11 protein-coding genes and 1 pseudogene are annotated in these 22872 nt (G+C 41.0%); all 12 read left to right on the top strand.

Features of this window, described 5'->3' with window-relative positions:
- Positions 1-272 precede the first annotated feature (272 nt).
- The 12 genes and pseudogenes from Bovatus_RS08345 (at position 273) to Bovatus_RS08285 (ending at position 22642) form a co-directional block, all read left to right on the top strand.
- Complete coding sequence (locus Bovatus_RS08345; protein WP_004300822.1) at positions 273-1703, top strand: RapZ C-terminal domain-containing protein; 1431 nt, start codon at positions 273-275, stop codon at positions 1701-1703.
- Between the two features lie 36 nt (positions 1704-1739).
- On the top strand, positions 1740-2489 hold the full coding sequence (locus tag Bovatus_RS08340; protein WP_004300821.1) for a nucleotidyltransferase family protein: 750 nt from the start codon (positions 1740-1742) through the stop codon (positions 2487-2489).
- 108 nt (positions 2490-2597) lie between these two features.
- Entirely contained in the window at positions 2598-4580 is a 1983-nt protein-coding gene (locus Bovatus_RS08335) for a hybrid sensor histidine kinase/response regulator (protein WP_004300820.1), read from the top strand.
- Positions 4581-5388: 808 nt separating this feature from the next.
- Positions 5389-6009, top strand: a complete 621-nt coding sequence (locus Bovatus_RS08325; RefSeq protein ID WP_004300816.1) for a hypothetical protein — start codon at positions 5389-5391, stop codon at positions 6007-6009.
- Positions 6005-6565: pseudogene (locus Bovatus_RS08320) on the top strand (PD-(D/E)XK nuclease family transposase); the annotation flags it as partial. The gene Bovatus_RS08325 and the pseudogene Bovatus_RS08320, both read left to right, overlap by 5 nt.
- A 298-nt stretch (positions 6566-6863) precedes the next feature.
- Positions 6864-10070 carry a SusC/RagA family TonB-linked outer membrane protein gene (locus Bovatus_RS08315; protein WP_004300814.1) on the top strand — a complete coding sequence of 1069 codons (3207 nt, stop codon included), beginning with the start codon at positions 6864-6866 and terminating at the stop codon, positions 10068-10070.
- A 22-nt stretch (positions 10071-10092) separates the two neighbouring features.
- Entirely contained in the window at positions 10093-11907 is a 1815-nt protein-coding gene (locus Bovatus_RS08310) for a RagB/SusD family nutrient uptake outer membrane protein (RefSeq protein ID WP_004321470.1), read from the top strand.
- Between the two features lie 274 nt (positions 11908-12181).
- Entirely contained in the window at positions 12182-13765 is a 1584-nt protein-coding gene (locus tag Bovatus_RS08305) for a sulfatase family protein (RefSeq protein ID WP_004300812.1), read from the top strand.
- Between the two features lie 18 nt (positions 13766-13783).
- On the top strand, positions 13784-16108 hold the full coding sequence (locus Bovatus_RS08300) for a glycoside hydrolase family 20 protein (protein ID WP_004300811.1): 2325 nt from the start codon (positions 13784-13786) through the stop codon (positions 16106-16108).
- A gap of 167 nt (positions 16109-16275) precedes the next feature.
- The gene (locus Bovatus_RS08295; RefSeq protein ID WP_004300810.1) at positions 16276-19362 is read left to right on the top strand and encodes a glycoside hydrolase family 2 TIM barrel-domain containing protein; all 3087 of its coding nucleotides are present in this window, start codon (positions 16276-16278) and stop codon (positions 19360-19362) included.
- 144 nt (positions 19363-19506) lie between these two features.
- Positions 19507-21324, top strand: a complete 1818-nt coding sequence (locus Bovatus_RS08290; protein WP_004300809.1) for an alpha-L-fucosidase — start codon at positions 19507-19509, stop codon at positions 21322-21324.
- A gap of 142 nt (positions 21325-21466) precedes the next feature.
- Positions 21467-22642, top strand: a complete 1176-nt coding sequence (locus tag Bovatus_RS08285; protein ID WP_004311434.1) for a mechanosensitive ion channel family protein — start codon at positions 21467-21469, stop codon at positions 22640-22642.
- Positions 22643-22872: the final 230 nt, after the last annotated feature.

Genomic DNA, 22872 nt, shown 5'->3' with positions numbered 1-22872 from the left:
TATAAGGGGATGACTACTCGACTGCATAAACTATTATAAATTTCTGTACTGAAAATCTTTAATCTCTGCACTGAAAATCCTTGAATACAATGAGAATTGCTAATTCTTCATCTTATATTCATAGGGAGCCATTCCAACAACTTTTTTAAATAACCGGCTTATTGGAAGTAAAGGCCTGTACACAGCAGATTAGGTAAAGTAGCCGGTTTTTATCAGTGGGAAGATAGTATTATTTAGCTAGATTCTCTATCTTTGCTCGAAAATATACGACTATGATTACCGAAGAACTACAGAAACTTTATCAGTCATATACGGGCGTTCCCGCTGAAAACATAACAGAATTACCGTCTTCCGGTTCCAACCGCCGTTATTTTCGGCTGACGGGTATAGAAACATTGATTGGAGTTTACGGAGCTTCTATCGATGAGAATGAAGCATTTCTTTATATGGCAGGACACTTCCACAAATGTGGACTGCCTGTTCCCGAAGTGCGCATCGTTTCGGAAGATAAGACCTATTATTTGCAGGAGGATTTGGGCGATACTCTGTTGTTCCATGCCATAGAGAAAGGACGTGCTACCAGCGTCTTTTCAGAAGAGGAAAAAGAGTTGCTTCGCAAAACGATTCGTTTGCTTCCTGCCATTCAGTTTGCCGGGGCCGATGGATTTGATTTTTCCCGTTGTTATCCTCAACCGGAGTTCAATCAACGCTCCATTCTGTGGGATTTGAATTACTTTAAATATTGCTTCCTGAAAGCTACCGGTATGGAGTTTCAGGAAGATAAACTGGAAGATGATTTCCAGAAAATGAGCGATGTCTTGCTTCGCAGTTCTTCCGCTACTTTCATGTATCGTGATTTTCAGAGCCGTAATGTGATGATAAAAGACGGCGAACCGTGGTTTATCGACTTTCAGGGCGGACGCAAAGGCCCGTTCTATTATGACATAGCCTCTTTCCTGTGGCAAGCGAAAGCGAAATATCCCGATAGTCTTCGTAAAGAACTGCTGCAAGAGTATATGGAAGCTCTTCGCAAATACCAACCGATTGACGAATCCTATTTTTATAGCCAGCTTCGTCACTTTGTCCTTTTCCGTACGCTGCAAGTGTTGGGAGCTTATGGTTTCCGTGGTTACTTTGAAAAGAAACCGCATTTTATCCAAAGTGTTCCTTATGCCATCGAAAACCTGCGTGAATTGTTGAAAGAAGAATATCCGGAATATCCGTATCTCTGTAACGTTTTGCGAGAGCTTACCGGACTGAAACAATTTACGGACGATCTGAAAAAGCGGCAGTTAACCGTCAAAGTAATGAGTTTTGCCTATAAGAAAGGAATTCCTGATGACTCTACCGGCAATGGAGGAGGTTATGTATTCGACTGTCGCGCCGTGAATAATCCCGGTAAGTATGAGCGTTACAAACCTTTCACCGGACTGGATGAACCTGTAATCACTTTCTTGGAAGAAGATGGAGAAATACTCCGTTTCCTCGATCATGTCTATGCTTTGGTGGATGCCTCCGTGCAACGTTATATGGAACGCGGATTCAGCAATTTGTCCGTCTGCTTCGGTTGCACCGGCGGACAGCATCGTTCTGTTTATTCTGCCCAGCATCTGGCAGAGCACCTGAATCAGAAATTTGGTGTGAAAGTCGAACTGGTGCATCGGGAACAGAATATCGAACATACGTTTGAGGCAACAATCTAAGAAGAGTAAATATTAAAGAAGAAAGTAACCGAAAGAATGAAAGCAATGATATTTGCAGCCGGTTTGGGTAGCCGGCTGAAGCCGCTCACCGATACCATGCCGAAGGCTTTGGTTCCCATAGCCGGACATCCGATGTTGGAACATGTGATCTTAAAACTGAAAGCTGCCGGATTCACAGAAATAGTGATTAATATCCATCATTTTGGCGAACAAATACTTGATTTCTTAGAAGCCAATGAGAATTTTGGGCTTATCATACATATTTCCGATGAACGCGATCTGTTGCTCGACACCGGTGGGGGAATTAAGAAAGCCCGTTCTTTCTTTGAAAACTCCGATGAGCCTTTCCTGATACACAATGTCGATATTCTTTCAGACGTGAATCTGAAAGAATTATATGACTACCATTTACGAAGCGGTGCTGTTGCCACTTTACTGGCCAGCCAACGTAAAACCTCCCGCTATCTTCTTTTTGATACAGATAAGAGACTTTGCGGATGGATAAACAAGGATACGGAACAAGTGAAACCGGAAGGTTTTCAGTATGATTCTTCCCTTTATCAAGAATATGCATTCAGTGGCATCCATGTACTTTCGCCCGCCATTTTTCAATGGATGACCTCTCCCTCATGGGATGGAAAATTCTCTATCATGGATTTCTATCTTGCCACTTGCCGGCAAGTAAACTATGGTGGTTACTTGACAGAAAAGTTGCATCTGATTGATATAGGCAAACCGGAAACATTAGCGAAAGCAGAAGGCTTCTTATACCAAAATGCGAAATAAAGATACTGAAAGAGGCTAAAAGGCCTCTTTCTTTCTATGTAACAAAATATTAAAGTAACTTTGCTTGGATAAACAATCAATATTGTAATACTATACAAATTTTGCTGCATGGAACAGACTTTGGTAAATGGGATAGCTGATAACTTATTGCATAATATCTTTAATGACTTGTCTGTAGGCTTGGAATTGTATGATAAGGACGGTCTCATGATAGATGTCAATTATTCACGGTTGAGATCAATGGGGATAAAAGACAAAAAGGATATTTTGGGCTATAATCTATTCAACTACACCAGTTTCTCTGATGAAATCAAGGAACAGATCAGAAAAGGAGAAACAGTGCGTTTCATGGCAAAATATGATTTTGATGACTTGTGCCGTCTTTTTCCTACTAATCTGTCCGGTATAAAATTCTTCGAGATTACCGTTTCTTTTGTACATAATGATAAGTCTGAAATTACCAATTATATGGTGATAACTCAAGATATCACCGAACGTGTTTTGTGGCAAAACAAATATGACAATCTTTACGAAGAGGTTGTGCGTTCGAAAAAAGAACTTCTTGAGAGCGAACAAAGAATGATCCATTTGATTCGTCAGAATGAATTGGTATTGAACAATATTAATTCGGGATTGGCATATATTGCGAACGACTATATCGTACAATGGGAGAATATCTCGCTTTGTAGTAAAAGCCTTTCTTATGAGGCTTACAAAAAAGGAGAACCTTGCTATCTGACAGCCCATAATCGCACCACTCCTTGTGAGAATTGTGTGATGCAACGTGCCCGGAAATCCGGTCAGGTAGAGTCTATCTTGTTTAATCTGGATAACAAGCATGTCATAGAAGTCTTTGCTACTCCCATATTTAATGAACAGGGAGATGTTGACGGTGTCGTGATTCGTGTAGATGATGTTACCGAGCGGCAGCACATGATTGGTGAACTTGAAAAGGCAAGGAGCCGCGCTGAACAATCCGATAAGTTGAAATCCGCCTTTCTGGCAAATATGAGCCATGAAATTCGTACACCGTTAAATGCTATCGTTGGTTTTTCCGACTTATTGATGGTGACGGAAGATCAAGAAGAAAAAGAAGAATTTATTCAGATTATCAATGCCAACAATGAGTTGCTTTTGAAGCTGATTAACGACATACTGGATCTTTCGAAAATAGAAGCCGGCTCGGTAGAACTGAAATACGAAAATTTTGATTTGGCTGTTTATTTCAACGAATTAGCTGCTTCGATGCATCGTCGTGTAGTAAATCCGCAGGTTCGGTTAGTTCCCGTGAATCCTTATGAAACTTGTACCGTTCGTTTGGATAAAAACCGGTTAGCGCAGATTCTCACTAACTTTGTAACTAATGCTATCAAATATACCTCCAAAGGAACTATTGAAATGGGGTATGAGAAGATAGACGAAAATATTCGTCTTTACGTTCGCGATACAGGTATCGGCATACCGGAGGATAAAAAAGATAAAGTATTTCATCGTTTTGAGAAACTGGATGAATTTGCACAGGGAACCGGATTGGGATTGTCCATTTGTAAAGCCATTGTTGAGGCTTGCAGAGGAGAGATAGGCTTTGAGTCAGAATTTGATAAAGGGTCTTTATTTTGGGCGGTTTTGCCATGCCAGTTCGAATCGGTTAACAGCGAACCGACTTCTTCACGTCGGAACAATGAGAAGGATGCGAATAAAGAAAATATTCTTGACTCCGAAGAAACAAAAAAAGTACCTAAAAGAGTACTGGTCGTTGAAGATATACAAAGTAACTTCTTTTTGGTATCTTCTATCTTGAAAAACAAATGCCAGTTGTTACACGCACCGAATGGACTGGAGGCAGTTGAGATTGTCCGTACCCAACCGGTGGATTTGGTACTGATGGATATGAAGATGCCTGTTATGGACGGACGTACTGCAACCTCGGAGATCCGGAAGTTCAATGCTGAAATTCCAATTATCGCCCTGACTGCTCATGCCTTTGATGCTGACCGGGTAGCTGCGTTGAAAGCCGGTTGTGATGATTATCTGGTGAAGCCGATCAATGGCGCGAAGTTGATGCAGACTCTGAAAGAGTATGGTTGTTGAAAGGATGGGATTAGAAATGTGCTGATCTGAAAAAGGGTATATTCTATTCTTTCTGTTTTTAATATATCAGTCACTTGTTTGTGGTGAAGGAAAAAACGCTCTGCATTTTGGATGAAAGAATGTAGGATTGTTTGTTATCCTGGATAATTCCTGTCTAAAAATAAATAATTCCTCTGTATTGCTATCTATATGCTTACTGTTTGCCCGTATGTAGTTTGTTTTATCATTCTTTTTTGGTGCGTATATGATGATGAACTAGCCTATAAACGGGCTTTTCCAAGGGCTTTTATAACTTGGTCGGTGAGTATGGAAGGCTTTCTCGGTGAGGAAGGATGTGTTCCTCACCGAGGAATGGCTTATTGCTCACCGAGGAAAATCATTTATTTCTTTAAAGAAAACGCATATTATCTGAAAATATATGCTGTATTGTGGCAGTAATATGCATATATATGTGATAATATGGATGCTTTTAATTCCGGATTCCCATCTTCAACAGTTTTGTTTTCTTTCTTAATCTGAAAAAAAGAACATTTCTCTTGTTTGTTTGGAGGAATTGAAAGGGAGACGGCTTACTTAAAAGGCTATAAATCCGTAAAGTTTGGGATTGTTTTTTATGTTTATGGATTTAAATAGTTATCTTTGTACAAGAAAGGAGGTATATAATGACTGCTACAAAGAAAATAAAAACTCGGGAAGAACTTAGAGTTGAGGTAGTGAAGAAAATTACAGCTAATAAAAGGAATGCCCAATCTTTTCTAAAAAAAGCTGGAATAGTCTCTAAATCAGGTGAACTTACCAAAATTTATAGATGAAAGAAACATTATACTCACGTCGTTCTAATCTTGTTGTTGGCTTTCATGGTTGTGATCAATCAATTGCAAATAAGATAATTGAAGGTAAAGATGATCTAATTGCAAGTACTAATGATTATGATTGGCTGGGACATGGAATCTATTTTTGGGAAAACAACGAGCTTCGTGCATTGCAATATGCAAATGATATGATGGGTAGAGCTCATTCATCTGTTAAATGCCCAGCTGTAATTGGTGCTATTATTGATTTGGGATACTGCATGGACTTGACAGATTCATTGTATTTAGGTGAATTGAAGGAATCTTATAATGTACTTGTGGAAACATGTCGTGTAACAGGGATTTCTCTTCCTACAAATTCTACAATAGGAATATCTGAAGATAAGCTATTGCGCAGATTGGATTGTGCAGTTATTGAAACGGCACATCAGATTAACAGAGAAGTATCAGGAAGAGAATTTGATTCAGTGAAAGGTGTATTTTGGGAAGGTGTTGAACTCTATCCAGACGCAGGGTTTAGAGAAAAGAATCATATTCAGATATGTGTGCGTAATCCTAATTGTATAAAGGGGTTCTTTTTGCCTCGTAAATTAGATATGAACTATATAAACCCGTAAGGAAAATTTGGAGGCTAAATTCCGTACGGATACGGTTCTTTCCGGCCGTGATACTGGGAAGATTGTAAATCTGCATCTCCGGCAGATTTATTTGCAATTTCCTTATTTTACAAAGGACTTGTCGGACTGCCATACATTATATGATAAATTGATTTATGCACTGAAGAATATGAGCAATTGGAATAGAATGCCGGATGCTTTGAAAGAACAAGTGTTTGAACATCTGGCGAGATTGGTAGCAGTTGCCGATCTTTCGGAAGAAAATCGTATCGCTTATGATAAGGCATTAGATCGATATAGAGTCAATCAAATCGTAGAGGAGGATGAACGGCGTAAAAACGAAGAGATGCGGAGAAAAGCGGCTGAAGAAGGGATGAAAGAAGGGCTAAAGGAAGGGATAAGAGAAGGAATAAAGGAAGGAATGGAGAAAGGGATGGAGAAAGGAGAGCAAAAGAAGCAAATTGAAATTGCTCGAAAGATGAGGGAGGACGGAATATCCATTGATACAATTATCAAATACACGGGTCTTCAATCTTCTGATATAGAAAACCTATAATATATCTTCGTAGGAAAATTGTTGTAGTTATATTAGGATAAAATATAAAAGAGGCGGGAATATTCAGGAATGAATACTTCCGCTTTCTTTTTTTGATTCGTAAGATGTCCAACAATGTCTATAATACCGCAATTTGTCGATGAAATGGATGATTTTAGATAAAAATGGAAGAATTATAGTAAAAATAGAACATACATATTTAGTAACCACATCTATATTTGCGTATGGATTTCAGCAAATAAAGTCTGGAATGAGCTTTTTAATCTTTAAAATTTAATAATTTATAAAAATGACTTCTATGAAGAACCTATTAAAAGTTTTTCTGCTATGTTTCATCGCCTTGTTTGCGTTTGCTGCGCAATCTATGGGACAAGGAAAGACCATTACCGGACAGGTAGTGGATGCTCTAAATGAAAGTATGCCTGGTGTCAATGTACAAGTAAAAGGTACTACTAATGGGACAATTACCAACATTGATGGAAAATTCTCCATTTCCGTTCCAAACTCAAAATCAGTGTTGATCTTTACTTTTATCGGTTATTCCAAACAAGAAATAGTGGTTGGAAATCAGGCTAAAATTAATGTTCAATTAAAAGAGGATGCACAAAATTTGGATGAAGTAGTCGTTGTCGGTTATGGAACAGCTAAAAAGAGCGATTTAACAGGTGCTACTGCCAGTCTTCGTCCTGATGCGAATGATGCTTCAAAAGCTGTGTCTATTGATGGACTATTACAAGGTAAGATTGCAGGTTTAAATGTAACAGCCTCAATGTCTACTCCGGGGGCTGCTTCTTCTGTTACTATTCGTGGTGCTAATTCATTACGTGGAGATAATCAGCCATTATATGTGATTGATAATGTACCGCAAGCATCTACTGGTGAATTTGCCGAGTCAGCTGTAGGAAGTGGTGACTTCCAGATAGCTCAAGATCCGTTGAGTGCAATAAATCCTAATGATATTGAAGATATTACCGTCTTGAAAGACGCTTCTGCTACTGCGATTTATGGTTCTCGTGGTGCTAATGGTGTAATTCTTATTACAACAAAAAAAGGAAAGGCCGGAAAGGCAAAAGTAAATGTTACAGCAAACTTTACGATAGCTAATGCACGTAACTTGCACGATATGTTAAATTTGGAAGAGTATGCCGATTACACTAATTCTAAATTGGACCAACCGCGATATTATTTGCAACCTAATGGTGAAATGCGTTACGTATTTAGTGGTAATGAATCCGCTTATCAGGCAGATCCGAATAATCCGGAATTATATAAGGTCATTACCTATCGTAACTGGCAAAAAGAGGCATATACATCAGCTTTCTCACAAATTTACTCGGCTTCTGTCAGTGGAGGAACTGCCGGTATGAAATATTATATCTCCGGTAATTTTAAAGATATTAATGGTATTGTAGAAAATACAGGAATAAAACAAGGTGACTTACGTGCTAATTTAACTGCTGAATTATCTAAGAAAGTAACTTTAAATTTGATATTGAGCGGTTCATTGAAGCAGAATGACATGATGACAGGTGGCAATACAACCGGAGGCGTTGCCGGATCTTTGGCTCGTACGGTTCTTGATACAGCTCCTTATATTGTTCCTGATGATGATCCGGGTGCTTTGGAATCAAAAATGAATGTCTTTAGTTGGGTGAATGATTACGATGATATTACGAATGATAAAACATTTAACGGAAGTTTGAATCTGAATTGGAACATCAATAAATATTTCTCGTATAGTCTGCGTGCAGGAGGAAATATTGTAGTAAATGACCGTAAACGTTGGTACGGGATTCAGTTGCCTCCAGGAGAAAATGTAAAAGGTCTGTTGGCAATCAGTAATGTCAATAAGTCTAATTATACGGTGGAAAACCTGTTAAACTTTAATATGGATTTGACTAAGGACTTTCGTCTGTCGGCAACAGCGGGTATCACTTATGATGAATATCATTTTCTGACAGAGAATGTTTCAGGTAATACTTTTTCTATCTATGACTTACGTACAAAAGGATTGTCTAATGCAGGAAAAGTGGATGTGAAACAGCCTATACAAAAAGATTATCAACTGCTTTCATATTTAGGGCGTGTTAATTTATCAGCTTATGATAAGTACTTGTTAACTGCTTCATTGCGTGCTGACGGATCCAGTAAATTTAAAAAAGGTAATCGTTGGGCATATTTCCCGTCTTTTTCATTAGCATGGCGTATGGAACAGGAAGCTTATATGAAGAACATCGACTGGTTAAGTCAGTTGAAGGTACGTGTGGGCTATGGTGAGACAGGCAATCAAGGTATTGATCCATATCAGTCGTTATCTATTTATGAGAATAAGGTGGACTATGCTGACGGAGATGGGAATAAACTGACGTCTATGCAAATCAAAAGTTTGCAAAATGAGGGCTTGAAGTGGGAACGTACTTCTTCGTGGAATGCTGGTCTTGACTTTGGTTTCTTTAATGGCCGTCTGAATGGTGCATTTGACTATTACCGTAAAAACACAAAAGATTTGTTGGTTGAACGTGCTTTGCCATATTCCAGTGGATTTGCAACAGTGATGATCAATGAAGGATCGTTATTGAATAAAGGTTTTGAGTTTAGTTTAAATGCTGATATCATTCGTAGTAACGGGTGGAAATGGAATGTAGGCGGAAATATCGGTTTCAATAAGACTACGATTGAAAATTTGGGTTTGGAAGTTTCCGATATAGGCTCTTTGAAAGGAGTACGTGGCTATTTAGGTAAGACGATTGGCGATCATTTTGGACCTGCAAATATTTTTATTGAAGGTGAAGCTCCTGGACTATTTTTCGGTTATAAGACACAGGGAATTATTCAGGAAGAAGATGTAGTTGATGGCAAAGTAGGATATATCTCGTCGGATGGTTCTACAAAATATTACACTTCATCTGTTGGAAATGATATGGCAGCTGGTAATATTAAATGTGTGGATGTGAATGAAGATGGTGTCGTAGATGCTAATGATATGGCTGTAATTGGTGATCCGAATCCTGATTTCACCTACGGTTTCCAAACACGTCTGGAATGGAAGAATATCTCTCTTTCTGCTTCCTTTACAGGTGTTTATGGTAATGATATTCTAAATACAAATATTCGTTATGAACAGACTCCTTCCAGGCAGGCTGGAAACTTGAGAAAAGATGCTTATTATAATGCATGGACTCCGGAGAATCGTTCTAATTTATATCCGTCGTCTACTTCAAATGTAAAAGGAGTTGTTTATGATCGTTATATAGAAGATGGAAGTTATTTGCGTTGCTCAGATATTACGTTGAATTATATTTTGCCTAAAGCGTGGATGACTAAGATCGGGTTCCAGAATACCAGCATTTTTGCTTCAGTGAAGAATGCATTTGTTATTACCAATTATAGTGGATATGATCCGGAAGTAAATAGCTTTGCATTTGATGGTCTGCGTCGGGGTGTTGATATGAATGCTTTTCCAAATATGCGTTCTTTTGTGTTTGGCTTGAATGTAACTTTTTAATTTACAATAAATGATTATGAAAATGAAAAAATTAACCTATATATTATTATTGGCAAGCTGCTTATTGTTGGCTTCTTGTGAATCGTGGTTAGATGAAGATCCGCAATATACTTTGAATACACAAATTCAGTTTTCTACTTCTGAAAAGGCGCGTGCAGCATTATATGGATGCTATGGTTATTTTGCATTGACTAGTGGAGGATATGGTCAGCATTGGCAAGAAGTTCCTGTACGATATAGTGGTTTCGGATGGGCTCAAACTAATGGAAATACAAATGATATGTGTGGATGGCTGCAATGTGACTATACAGATGATTTGTTGACAAATGCATGGTATGTAATGTATAAAGTGATTAATGAAACGAATGCATTTATAGCCAATGTGGAAAGCACTTCTTTAGAGGATAAAGACGAAATGGCTGCAGAGGCTCGTTTCTTGCGTGCTTTATCTTATTATAACCTTGCAATATGTTGGGGAGATGTACCCTTGAAGACAACCCCTTCTTCTCATGACGGCGTAGCTGTACCTCGTTCCCCGCGTTCAGAGGTGCTGGATGTGGTACGGACTGACTTGGAATTTGCTGCGAAATATTTGCCGGAAACAAATTCTGACGGATTTCCAACCAAATGGGCTGCAGAAGCATATTTAGGTAAGTTATATCACACTTTAGGCTGTTTGGGTGATGCTACGGCTTGGGAAAAGGCAAAGACCTATTTTGAAGGAGTGAAAGGTAAATATGATCTGGAATCGAAATTTTCTAATTTATTTGTTGATAAGATTAAAGGTTCTAAAGAGTCTATATTTCAACTGGGATTTCAAGTGAATGGTGACTTGTCTTCTTTTAACAGAGGATCTTGGGTGTTTAATCCTGCTGCATCATCGTATGGTAAGAGCTTTCATAGAGTGAAGTGTACGAAAGCATTTTATGATTTCTTTGCGGGAACCTATTGGGGAGATCCTCGTATTGAGACTACATTTATGGCAAAATGGAGAAAATGTACAAACAATGTCGGACCTGTAGCTCAAGTAGAGCCTGTACCGTCTGCCCGTGACTCTACTTATGAATATCCTTATTTCACTTATGATAGCGGTATAAAACCTGCAGGTTGGAAAAATAACAAGTTGTTAGTTGGTAGAATTCCTTATGAGTTATTGACTAATAAAGAGAATCCGAGTGCGGATGAAATTTTGGCTATCACAAATGATGAAACCAAATTTGATGAGAAATATCGCAAAGGATTGAAGGATTTTTTGAATGTATGTACTGCGGCGGGTAGGACAGGAGAAAGAGCAGCATGGCCTCATTTTGCAAAAGCTTTTGATATGAATATGGCCGGTATTGCCAGTCATAAGAATCTAATTTTATATCGTTATGCAGATTTATTATTGATGTTGGCTGATGTCTATAATGAATTGGATAGAAAAGACGATGCAATTAATACAGCAGATATCGTGTTGGCACGTGCACGTAAGTCAGGAATTAAGGTTTCGGCACAACCAGCCAAATGGGAATCAACATTAACAAAGGAGCAAGTACGTGAAAAGATATTCTTTGAAAGACTTTTTGAAGGTGCCGGTGAAACTGAAATGTATCAAATGATGCGTTTACGTGGAACTGAATATTTGAAAAAAGCACTTACTGTGAATAATAATCACTCAATAACTAAAAAGTGGCAGGAAAATAATCCTAATGCAACGGGAGTTTGGGGAGAACGCATTTATAATAATGGAAATTTGAATGATGAGACTTTTTTGAAAAAGAATCTGTTGTTCCCCATTCCGCGTGATGAAATGAATACTAATATAGCTATTACGGAAAATAACTTCGGCTATTAAAAATAGTAGTTATAATAGGTTGTTTTAGATTTCCCGAATGCAGAGGAGGAGTGTTTCTGCTCTTCATTCGGGTTTTCTTTTATAAATAGAAATCGTTGTATATATTTTCTTGGATTTGCAGGATTGGGAATGAGCTGTAAATCGTGTTTTTACCATTTTTCTTTCTGAAACAGGTAGAAATGGAGAATATTGGAAATTAATTGGTTATTTGTGAACATGGATTTTGTTGACGGGGCTCTACCTTTGTCACTACAATCTAATATAAAGTTGTTTTATGGAAAAATTGCAACCAAACTTATTCTTTCCTTTTGCAGGAGTAGCAGCTGTAGCTTCCTTTGCTTCCTGTTCAAACAAGCAAAAGCCTGTGGAACAGAAACCTTTGAATATCGTCTACATTATGACAGACGACCACACAGCTCAAATGATGAGCTGTTATGACACACGCTACATGGAAACACCCAATCTCGACCGTATTGCTGCCGATGGTGTACGCTTTACTCAAAGTTTTGTAGCCAATTCATTAAGCGGTCCTAGTCGTGCCTGCATGATAACAGGTAAACATAGTTGTGCTAATAAATTCTATGATAATACCACTTGCGTATTCGACAGTTCGCAACAGACTTTTCCGAAGCTGTTGCAGAAAATCGGTTATCAGACAGCACTGGTAGGTAAATGGCATCTTGAAAGTTTGCCTTCCGGTTTTGATTACTGGCAGATTGTCCCCGGACAAGGCGACTACTACAATCCGGATTTCATCACACAGAACAATGACACTATCCAAAAACATGGATATATCACGAACCTTATCACTGACGACGCCATTGACTGGATAGAAAACAAACGCAATCCGGAGAAACCTTTCTGTCTTTTGATTCACCATAAGGCTATTCACCGTAATTGGTTGGCAGATACTTGCAACCTGGCTTTGTACGAAGATAAAACCTTCCCGCTACCGGACAATTTCTTTGACGATTACGAAGGACGCCCTGCCGCTGCCGCACAAGAGATGAGTATTATGAAAGACATGGACATGATTTATGACCTCAAAATGCTTCGTCCCGACAAAAAGACCCGTCTGAAATCCTTATATGAGAAATATATTGGTCGTATGGATGAAGCACAACGTGCTGCATGGGACAAATTCTACACCCCAATAATAGACGACTTCTATAAACAGAACCTGCAAGGCAAGGAACTAGCCAACTGGAAATTTCAGCGTTATATGCGCGATTATATGAAGACGGTGAAGTCGCTGGACGACAATGTTGGTCGTGTACTCGACTACCTGAAAGAGAAAGGATTACTGGATAACACACTTGTTGTCTATACTTCCGACCAAGGATTCTACATGGGCGAACACGGTTGGTTCGACAAACGTTTCATGTACGAAGAATCCATGCGTACACCACTCATCATGCGTCTGCCGAAAGGATTCGACCGTAGGGGCGACATCACCGAAATGGTTCAGAACATCGATTATGCACCTACCTTCCTCGAATTGGCAGGAGCAGAGATTCCTTCAGACATACAAGGTGTATCCCTCGTCCCCTTGCTGAAAGGCGAACATCCGAAAGATTGGCGGAAGGCTCTCTACTATCATTTCTACGAATATCCCGCTGAACACATGGTGAAACGTCATTATGGTGTACGTACGGAACGCTATAAACTGGTTCATTTCTATAATGACATTAACTGGTGGGAACTCTACGACCTGCAGGCAGACCCGTCGGAAATGCACAACCTCTACGGACAACCTGAATATGAACCGGTAGTGAAAGAACTAAAAGAAGAAATGCTGAAACTTCAGGAGCAATACAATGATCCTGTCCGCTTCTCACCGGAGAGAGACAAGGAATAATACCAATGTACATACGCCATGAAAAAATACATCTTAATCATTCTCATACTGCTTTCGCCACTGACAGCGTTTTTGCAGGCTGATAACTTAACATCCCCTTTAATTTCAATAGTACCACGCCCGACACAGATTGTGCCGGGCCGTGGCAACTTCACCTTTTCAGCCCAAACGGTGTTTGCGGTAGAAAGTCAGGAACAAGCCGTGATTGCTCGCAATTTTATTGACTTGTTTACTCGTGCTGCCGGAATAACTCCTGCTTTGAATGTCGGGCGTGAAGAGGGACAAGTCCGTTTTGTGACGGATTCTTCTTTAAAAAGTGAAGCCTACTTACTGGAGATTACGCCGGAACAGATACTCATTAAAGCTTCGGATACAAAAGGCTTTTTCTATGCCCTGCAATCTATCCGCCAACTTCTGCCGGCTGCCATAGAATCGGAACAACCGGTCCGGAATGTCGATTGGAGAGTTCCGGCAATGACGGTTCAGGATGAACCCCGTTTCGGTTTCCGCGGATTACTGTTGGATCCGGTACGTTGTTTTATCCCTAAAAAGAATGTACTGCGAATCATTGACTGTATGGCGATGCTGAAAATAAACAAACTTCATTTTCATCTGACAGACGATAACGGCTGGCGGATTGAAATAAAGAAATACCCCCGTTTGACGGAAATAGGAGCGTGGAGAGTAGACCGTACAGATGTGCCTTTCCACTCACGTCGTAACCCGGAACGGGGAGAACCTACTCCGATAGGCGGTTTCTACACGCAGGAGGACATCCGGGAAATTGTAGCTTATGCAGCCGACAGACAGATAGAAGTCATTCCCGAAATAGATGTACCGGCACACAGTAACTCTGCTCTGGCTGCTTATCCCCAGCTTGCCTGTCCGGTTGTGAAAGACTTTGTCGGTGTACTTCCCGGACTGGGAGGACGAAATTCCGAGATTATCTACTGTGCGGGAAATGATAGCGTATTTACATTCTTGCAAGATGTTTTTGACGAAATTCTAGAGCTTTTCCCTTCTCGCTATATTCATGTTGGTGGAGATGAGGCGCGAAAGACAAACTGGGAGAAATGCCCGCTTTGCCAAAAACGGATGAAAAAACAGCGTTTGGCCAATGAAGAAGATTTGCAGGGTTACTTCATGAAACGTATCAGTGATTATCTGCGTAAGAAAGGTCGTGAAGTGATTGGCTGGGATGAGTTGACAAACAGCTCTTTTCTTCCTGAAGAATCTATTATCCTAGGCTGGCAGGGAATGGGTACGGCTGCTCTGAAAGCTGCCGAAAAGGGACATCGTTTTATCATGACTCCGGCGCGTGTCTTATACTTGATTCGTTATCAGGGACCGCAATGGTTTGAACCGGTAACCTATTTTGGCAACAATACCCTGAAAGATGTTTTCGATTACGAACCTGTACAGAAGGATTGGAAACCGGAATATGAGTCTTTGTTAATGGGAGTACAGGCTTGTATGTGGACAGAGTTCTGTAATAAACCCGAAGATGTGGATTATCTTTTGTTTCCCCGCCTGGCCGCTTTAGCAGAAGTGGCATGGACGCCCGCAGGAACGAAGGACTGGTCTGGATTCTTGAAGCGGATGGACGCATACAACGCGCATATTGCGGAAAAAGGAATTGTCTATGCCCGTTCAATGTATAACATACAACAGACGGTGACATCAGTGGACGGACATTTGGAAGTGAATTTGGAATGTATCCGCCCGGATGTAGAGATTCATTATACACTGAACGGAAGTAATCCGGCAATGTCTTCTCATCGTTACGACGGACCTATCCGTGTGACGAAGACACAAATGGTGAAAGCCGCTACCTTTATGAACGGCAAGCAAATGGGAGAAACTTTAGACTTGCAACTCACATGGAACAAAGCTACGGCAAAACCTTTGCTTGGCAATAAGAAGAACGAAATGTTGTTAGTCAACGGATTGCGGGGAAGCCTGAAATATACTGATTTTGAATGGTGTAACTGGAATCAAAATGATTCTATATCTTTCACGATAGATTTGCAGGGGCGGGAGATTTTGAATAAATTTGCCATCGGTTGCATTACGAATTATGGAATGGGAGCACATAAACCGAAGATGATTCGCGTAGAAGTTTCCGATGACAATCGAACCTACCATACTATGGGAGAATTGAACTTCTCTCCGGAAGAAATCTATCTGGAAGGAACTTTTAGAAATGACTATTCGATAGATATGGGCGGAGTATCTGCCCGTTATGTCCGAGTGACGGCGGAAGGTGCGGGGATATGTCCCGACGAGCATGTCCGTCCCGGTCAGGAAGCGAGAGTCTATTTTGATGAAGTGATTATAGAATAGTAATCAAATAGTTAAAAACAGCAATTAAGTGTTCTTGCAGAATAATCTTATATTATTAGAGACGGATTACACGAATTTCACGGTTTTTAGAATGATGAGTATATAAAATAATAGCGTCAATCAGCTTAATCTGTGCCTAATTTATTATATAAACCAATTATGATGACATGCTTATGAATATTAGCTTAAAGAAACGAACTCTTTTAGTTCTATTGTCAGGACTGACTGCTACTTTCACTTTAGCGCAACAACAACCGTTGCCCGAATGGCAAAGCCAGTATGCGGTGGGACTGAACAAACTCGCTCCTCACACATACGTATGGCCTTACGCCAACGCTTCCGACATTGAAAAGCCGGGAGGGTATGAACAGTCTCCTTTTTATATGAGTCTCAATGGAAAGTGGAAATTCCATTGGGTGAAGAATCCCGATAATCGTCCGAAGGACTTTTACCAACCTTCTTATTATACAGGAGGATGGGCGGATATCAATGTGCCCGGTAACTGGGAACGCCAGGGGTATGGCACGGCTATCTATGTCAACGAAACGTATGAGTTTGATGATAAAATGTTCAACTTCAAGAAGAATCCGCCGCTGGTGCCTTATGCAGAGAATGAAGTCGGCTCCTACCGACGTACCTTCAAAGTGCCTGCCGACTGGAAAGGACGCAGGGTAGTACTGTGTTGTGAAGGAGTCATTTCTTTCTATTATGTATGGGTGAATGGAAAATTACTTGGCTATAATCAGGGATCAAAGACGGCTGCCGAATGGGATATTACAGATGTCCTCAATGAAGGCGAAAATGTGGTTGCTTTGGAAGTGTATCGCTGGAGTTCGGGTGCTTATCTGGAATGTCAGGATATGTGGCGTTTGAGTGGTATCGAACGTGACGTGTATCTTTACAGTACTCCCAAACAGTACATTGCGGATTATAAACTGAATGCTTCTTTAGAAAAAGAGAAATACAAAGATGGTATTTTCGGACTTGAAGTGACCGTAGAGGGACATTCTGCTATATCTGGAGCTACTTCTATTGCTTATACCCTGAAAGACGCCGATGGCAAAACTGTCCTGCAGGATGCTATCCGGATAAAATCCCGCGGATTGAGCAATTTTATCACGTTTGATGAAAAGAATATTCCCGATGTAAAGGCTTGGAGTGCAGAGCATCCTCATCTTTACACATTAATACTCGAACTGAAGGATGAACAAGGCAAGGTAACCGAACTGACTGGTTGTGAAGTCGGCTTCCGTACCTCGGAAATCAAAGACGGACGTTTCTGCATCAACGGCGTTCCGGTATTGGTGAAGGGAACCAACCGACACGAGCATTCTCAACTGGGACGTACCGTGAGCAAGGAGCTGATGGAACTGGACATCAAACTGATGAAGCAGCACAATATCAACATGGTGCGTAACTCGCATTATCCTACACATCCTTACTGGTATCAACTTTGCGACCGTTACGGTTTGTACATGATTGATGAGGCAAACATCGAATCTCACGGAATGGGATATGGTCCTGCTTCCCTAGCCAAGGATAGTACCTGGCTGACTGCACACATGGATCGCACTCACCGGATGTATGAACGTTCTAAGAATCACCCGGCTATCGTTATCTGGTCATTGGGAAATGAAGCAGGAAACGGAATTAACTTCGAACGTACTTATGACTGGCTGAAATCGGTAGAGAAAACTCGCCCTGTACAGTATGAACGTGCCGAATTGAACTATAATACGGATATTTACTGTCGTATGTACCGCAGTGTAGACGATATCAAAGCATACGTAAAAGAGAAAGACATCTACCGCCCTTTCATTCTTTGTGAATATCTTCATGCGATGGGCAACAGTTGCGGCGGACTGAAAGAATACTGGGACGTATTTGAAAACAATCCGATGGCACAAGGTGGCTGCGTTTGGGACTGGGTGGATCAGTCATTCCGCGAAATAGACAAGAATGGTAAATGGTACTGGACGTATGGCGGTGATTACGGACCGGAAGGAATTCCAAGTTTCGGAAACTTCTGCTGTAACGGTTTGGTGGGCGCCAACCGTGAACCGCACCCGCATTTGCTCGAAGTAAAGAAAGTATATCAGAACATAAAAGTAACGCTGGCGAATCAGAAGAATCTGACTATCCGTGTCAAGAACTGGTATGATTTCTCTAACTTGAATGAGTATGTACTGAACTGGAATGTGACGGCAGATAATGGCAAGATTTTGGCGGAAGGTACAAAAACGGTTGATTGTGCACCACACGCTACTGTTGATGTTACTTTGGGGGCTGTAAAACTTCCGAATACAGTCCGTGAGGCTTATTTGAATATCAGCTGGACCCGTCGTGAAGCTTCTTCAATGATAGATAAGGATTGGGAGGTGGCATACGACCAGTTTGTATTTGCCGGTAATAAGAACTACACAGGCTACCGTCCGCAAAAAGCAGGTGAAACGACTTTCACCGTTGATAAGCAAACAGGCGCGCTGACTTCATTGAACTTGAACGGCAAAGAATTATTGGCTACTCCGCTGACATTGAGCCTTTACCGCCCGGCAACGGATAATGACAACCGGGATAAGAACGGCGCACGCTTGTGGCGTGATGCGGGATTGGATTGTCTGACCCAGAAAGTAGTGTCATTGAAGGAAAGTAAGACTTCGACCACTGCCCGTGTAGAAATTCTAAATGCAAAAACGCAAAGGGTAGGAATTGCTGACTTTGTTTATTCACTGGATAGAAACGGTGCACTGAAAGTACATACAACTTTCCAACCCGACACGACCATCGTGAAATCAATGGCACGCTTGGGATTGACGTTCCGTGTGTCGAACGCCTACGATCAGGTTTCTTACTTGGGACGTGGAGATAATGAAACCTATATTGACCGCAATCAGTCCGGTAAAATCGGTGTATATCAGACCACACCGGAACGGATGTTCCACTATTATGTTGCTCCGCAATCTACAAGCAACCGCACCGATGTACGTTGGGTGAAGTTGGCAGATACTTCCGGCGAAGGTATCTTTGTTGAGTCGGATCGTGCTTTCCAGTTTAGTATCATTCCTTTCTCGGATGTATTATTAGAGAAGGCCCGCCATATCAATGAACTGGAACGCGATGGATTGCTGACAGTGCATCTGGATGCTGAACAGGCAGGTGTGGGAACGGCTACTTGTGGTCCCGGAGTATTACCGCAATACTTGGTTCCATTAAAGAAACAGAGTTTTGAATTTACCCTTTATCCGGTGAAATAGATACTAAATCAATAGGTTATTTAGATTATATATAAAGGTGGGGGTTACACTGAATGGATGGAATGTCGTAAGAAAATATTCCATGAGGATCGTGAAATCTGCACCTTTATTTTATCTTTGTACGATTGCAATAATTAATAGACCATGAATAAACTACTAACCTCTCTTTTATTGTCTGTTACTCTCATGAGTGGAGCGCAGGCGCAGAAAAAAGAAAATTACTATGTGAAGCATGTTGAATTTCCTCAAAGTGCAACTATCGAACAGAAGGTTGATATGGCAGCGCGTCTGGTACCTACTCCACAGCAATACGCTTGGCAACAAATGGAATTAACAGCTTTCCTTCATTTTGGTATCAACACCTTTACCGGACGTGAATGGGGGGACGGGAAAGAAGATCCCGCGCTCTTTAATCCTTCGGAACTGGATGCTGAACAATGGGTACGTACCCTCAAGGAAGCCGGCTTTAAAATGGTGCTTCTGACTGCAAAACATCACGACGGTTTCTGCCTTTGGCCAACGGCTACTACCAAACATTCCGTGGCCTCTTCTCCTTGGAAAAACGGACAAGGCGATGTAGTGAAAGAACTTCGTGCTGCCTGTGACAAATATGATATGAAGTTTGGAGTATATCTTTCTCCCTGGGACCGGAATGCGGAATGTTATGGAGACTCTCCCCGTTACAATGATTTTTTTATTCGGCAATTGACGGAATTGCTCACCAATTATGGTGAAGTACATGAAGTCTGGTTCGACGGGGCGAATGGAGAAGGTCCGAACGGAAAGAAGCAAGTGTATGACTGGGACGCTTTTTACCAAACCATCCAACGCCTCCAACCCAAAGCTGTGATGGCAATTATGGGGGATGATGTCCGCTGGGTCGGAAACGAGAAAGGAGTAGGCCGTGAAACGGAATGGAACGCAACTGTGTTGACTCCCGGTATATATGCCCGTTCACAAGAGAACAACAAACGTTTGGGTGTTTTCAGTAAAGCAGAGGATTTGGGAAGTCGTAAGATATTGGAGAAAGCTACGGAATTATTCTGGTATCCTTCGGAAGTCGACGTATCTATCCGTCCGGGATGGTTCTATCATGCGGAGGAAGATGGTAAAGTGAAATCTTTGAAGCATTTATCAGATATTTATTTCCAGTCGGTAGGATATAATTCAGTGCTTCTACTGAATATTCCACCTGACCGGAGGGGACTGATTCATGAAGCTGATATCAAGCGGTTGAAAGAGTTTGCTGATTATCGGCAACAAACGTTTGCTGACAACCGGGTGAAAAACGGAAGAAAATACTGGAGCACTACTTCGGGCGGTGAGGCTGTCTATGCCTTGAAGTCCAAATCGGAAATCAATCTGGTCATGTTGCAGGAAGATATAACGAAAGGGCAGAGGGTAGAGGCTTTTACTGTGGAAGCCTTGACGGATAATGGCTGGAAAGAAGTAGGAAAAGGTACGACGATAGGATATAAACGTATGTTGCGCTTTCCGGCAGTTAATGCCAATAAGCTCCGGGTGAGAATAGACGAGTGCCGGTTGACTGCTTACGTTAGTCAGGTTGCCGCTTATTATGCAGAACCTTTGCAGGAAGAAACAACGAAAGAAGACTGGAATAATTTGCCGCGTTCCGGATGGAAACAGGTTGCTGCTTCTCCATTAACGATTGATTTGGGGAAGACGGTAACATTGAGCAGTTTCACGTACGCGCCTTCAAAAGCGGAGGTAAAGCCGACGATGGCATTCCGTTATCAATTCTTTGTAAGCATGGATGGTAAGAGCTGGAAAGAAGTGCCTGCCAGTGGAGAGTTCAGCAATATTATGCATAATCCGTTGCCACAGACGGTTGCTTTCAGTCAGAAAGTACAGGCACGTTTCATTAAACTGGAGGCCACTACACCTGATGCTACCGTTGCTAAAGTAAATATGAATGAAATAGGGGTGATGGTGATTCCCTGATGGAGCCCTCATCGAAAAATGATATGCTTAGAGAGTAGCAGTGGAGACCGGTGTCTTGATTCTTGATAAATCGGATACTAGTCTCTTTTTTTCTAAACCAAATGAATATTTTACTGTTATTTATAAAAAAAAGACAGAAGTTATGTTAGTAGTAGATTTAGGAAAATGGATGAATAAAACCCTCATTAATTGGGGAATAGATCCGGCAGTTGCCGATCGTTTTGATGAGACTATTATGGCTTTACTGATGATAGTGGTTGCTATCGTTTTGAATTATCTTTGCCAGGCAATTCTTATTGGAGGTATGAAACAGTATACGAGACGTAAACCTCATCAATGGAATACATTGTTGATGAAGCGTAGGGTATTTCATAATTTGATTCATACCATCCCGGCTTTTCTGGTTTATTCGTTGTTGCCGATGGCTTTTATCCGTGGAAAAGAGCTGTTGCTGATTTCCCAGAAGGCGTGCGTCATTTATATTATTTTCTCTTTACTATTGGCTATAAATGGGATTCTGTTGATGATAATGGATATCTATGACGGAAGAGAGTCGATGAAAGACCGCCCGATGAAAGGTTTTATCCAAGTGTTGCAGGTGCTTCTTTTCTTTGTTGGCGGGATTGTAATCATTGCTATTATCGTGAATAAGTCTCCGGCTACTTTGTTTGCGGGCTTGGGCGCTTCAGCGGCTATTTTAATGTTAGTATTCAAAGATTCCATATTAGGTTTTGTGGCGGGTATCCAGCTTTCTGCCAACGATATGGTTCGTCCGGGGGACTGGGTGACGCTTCCTTCCGGTGACGCAAATGGCATTGTACAGGAAATAACGCTGAATACAGTCAAGATCCAGAATTTTGATAATACCATTTCCACTATTCCTCCTTATACATTAGTGAGCAGTCCTTTTCAGAATTGGCGGGGAATGACACAGTCGGGAGGACGACGGGTGATGAAGAGTATAACTTTGGATTTGACTACACTTCAATTCTGTACTCCGGAAATGTTGGACCGTTACCGGAAAGAAATTCCATTAATGGCGGATTATCAGCCGGAAGAAGGAGTCGTTCCTACCAATTCTCAAGTGTACAGGGTATATATTGAACGCTATTTGTGTAGTCTGCCTGTGGTCAATCAGGAGTTGGATTTGATTATCAGTCAGAAAGAAGCTACGATGTACGGAGTACCTATTCAGGTTTATTTCTTCTCCCGCAATAAGGTCTGGAAAGAATACGAGCGTATTCAGTCGGATATCTTCGACCATTTGCTGGCAATGGTTCCGAAGTTCGATTTGAAGGTTTATCAGTATTCGGACTAATTCATCATTTGCATCATAGAGGACATGGAGAAATAGAAGTTCGGAACTCTTGTTTGATAATTTAATTTATGAAGCTATGATGAGGCGTTATATTTCTCAAGTATTCTCACTACGATGAGAAAAGATTCTCATTATAATGAGAAATTTTTCTCATGGCGATGAGTATTTTTTCTCATCGTAGTGAGAATAGTCTCTTGTCAGAGTATGCTGTAGCGGCGTTTGTACTTCTC

Source organism: Bacteroides ovatus, from assembly GCF_001314995.1.
In the GTDB taxonomy this organism is placed as follows: domain Bacteria; phylum Bacteroidota; class Bacteroidia; order Bacteroidales; family Bacteroidaceae; genus Bacteroides; species Bacteroides ovatus.
The sequence above is the reverse complement of the archived record's forward strand: the minus strand, read 5'-3'. Positions and strand labels throughout refer to the sequence as shown.

Excerpts from the sequence above, each read along its gene's own strand:
- Bovatus_RS08290 (WP_004300809.1), top strand. The coding sequence starts at position 19,507 with ATGAATAAACTACTAACCTCTCTTTTATTGTCTGTTACTCTCATGAGT.
- Bovatus_RS08295 (WP_004300810.1), top strand. The coding sequence starts at position 16,276 with ATGCTTATGAATATTAGCTTAAAGAAACGAACTCTTTTAGTTCTATTG.
- Bovatus_RS08325 (WP_004300816.1), top strand. The coding sequence starts at position 5,389 with ATGAAAGAAACATTATACTCACGTCGTTCTAATCTTGTTGTTGGCTTT.
- Bovatus_RS08315 (WP_004300814.1), top strand. The coding sequence starts at position 6,864 with ATGAAGAACCTATTAAAAGTTTTTCTGCTATGTTTCATCGCCTTGTTT.
- Bovatus_RS08335 (WP_004300820.1), top strand. The coding sequence starts at position 2,598 with ATGGAACAGACTTTGGTAAATGGGATAGCTGATAACTTATTGCATAAT.
- Bovatus_RS08345 (WP_004300822.1), top strand. The coding sequence starts at position 273 with ATGATTACCGAAGAACTACAGAAACTTTATCAGTCATATACGGGCGTT.
- Bovatus_RS08285 (WP_004311434.1), top strand. The coding sequence starts at position 21,467 with ATGTTAGTAGTAGATTTAGGAAAATGGATGAATAAAACCCTCATTAAT.
- Bovatus_RS08340 (WP_004300821.1), top strand. The coding sequence starts at position 1,740 with ATGAAAGCAATGATATTTGCAGCCGGTTTGGGTAGCCGGCTGAAGCCG.
- Bovatus_RS08300 (WP_004300811.1), top strand. The coding sequence starts at position 13,784 with ATGAAAAAATACATCTTAATCATTCTCATACTGCTTTCGCCACTGACA.
- Bovatus_RS08305 (WP_004300812.1), top strand. The coding sequence starts at position 12,182 with ATGGAAAAATTGCAACCAAACTTATTCTTTCCTTTTGCAGGAGTAGCA.
- Bovatus_RS08310 (WP_004321470.1), top strand. The coding sequence starts at position 10,093 with ATGAAAAAATTAACCTATATATTATTATTGGCAAGCTGCTTATTGTTG.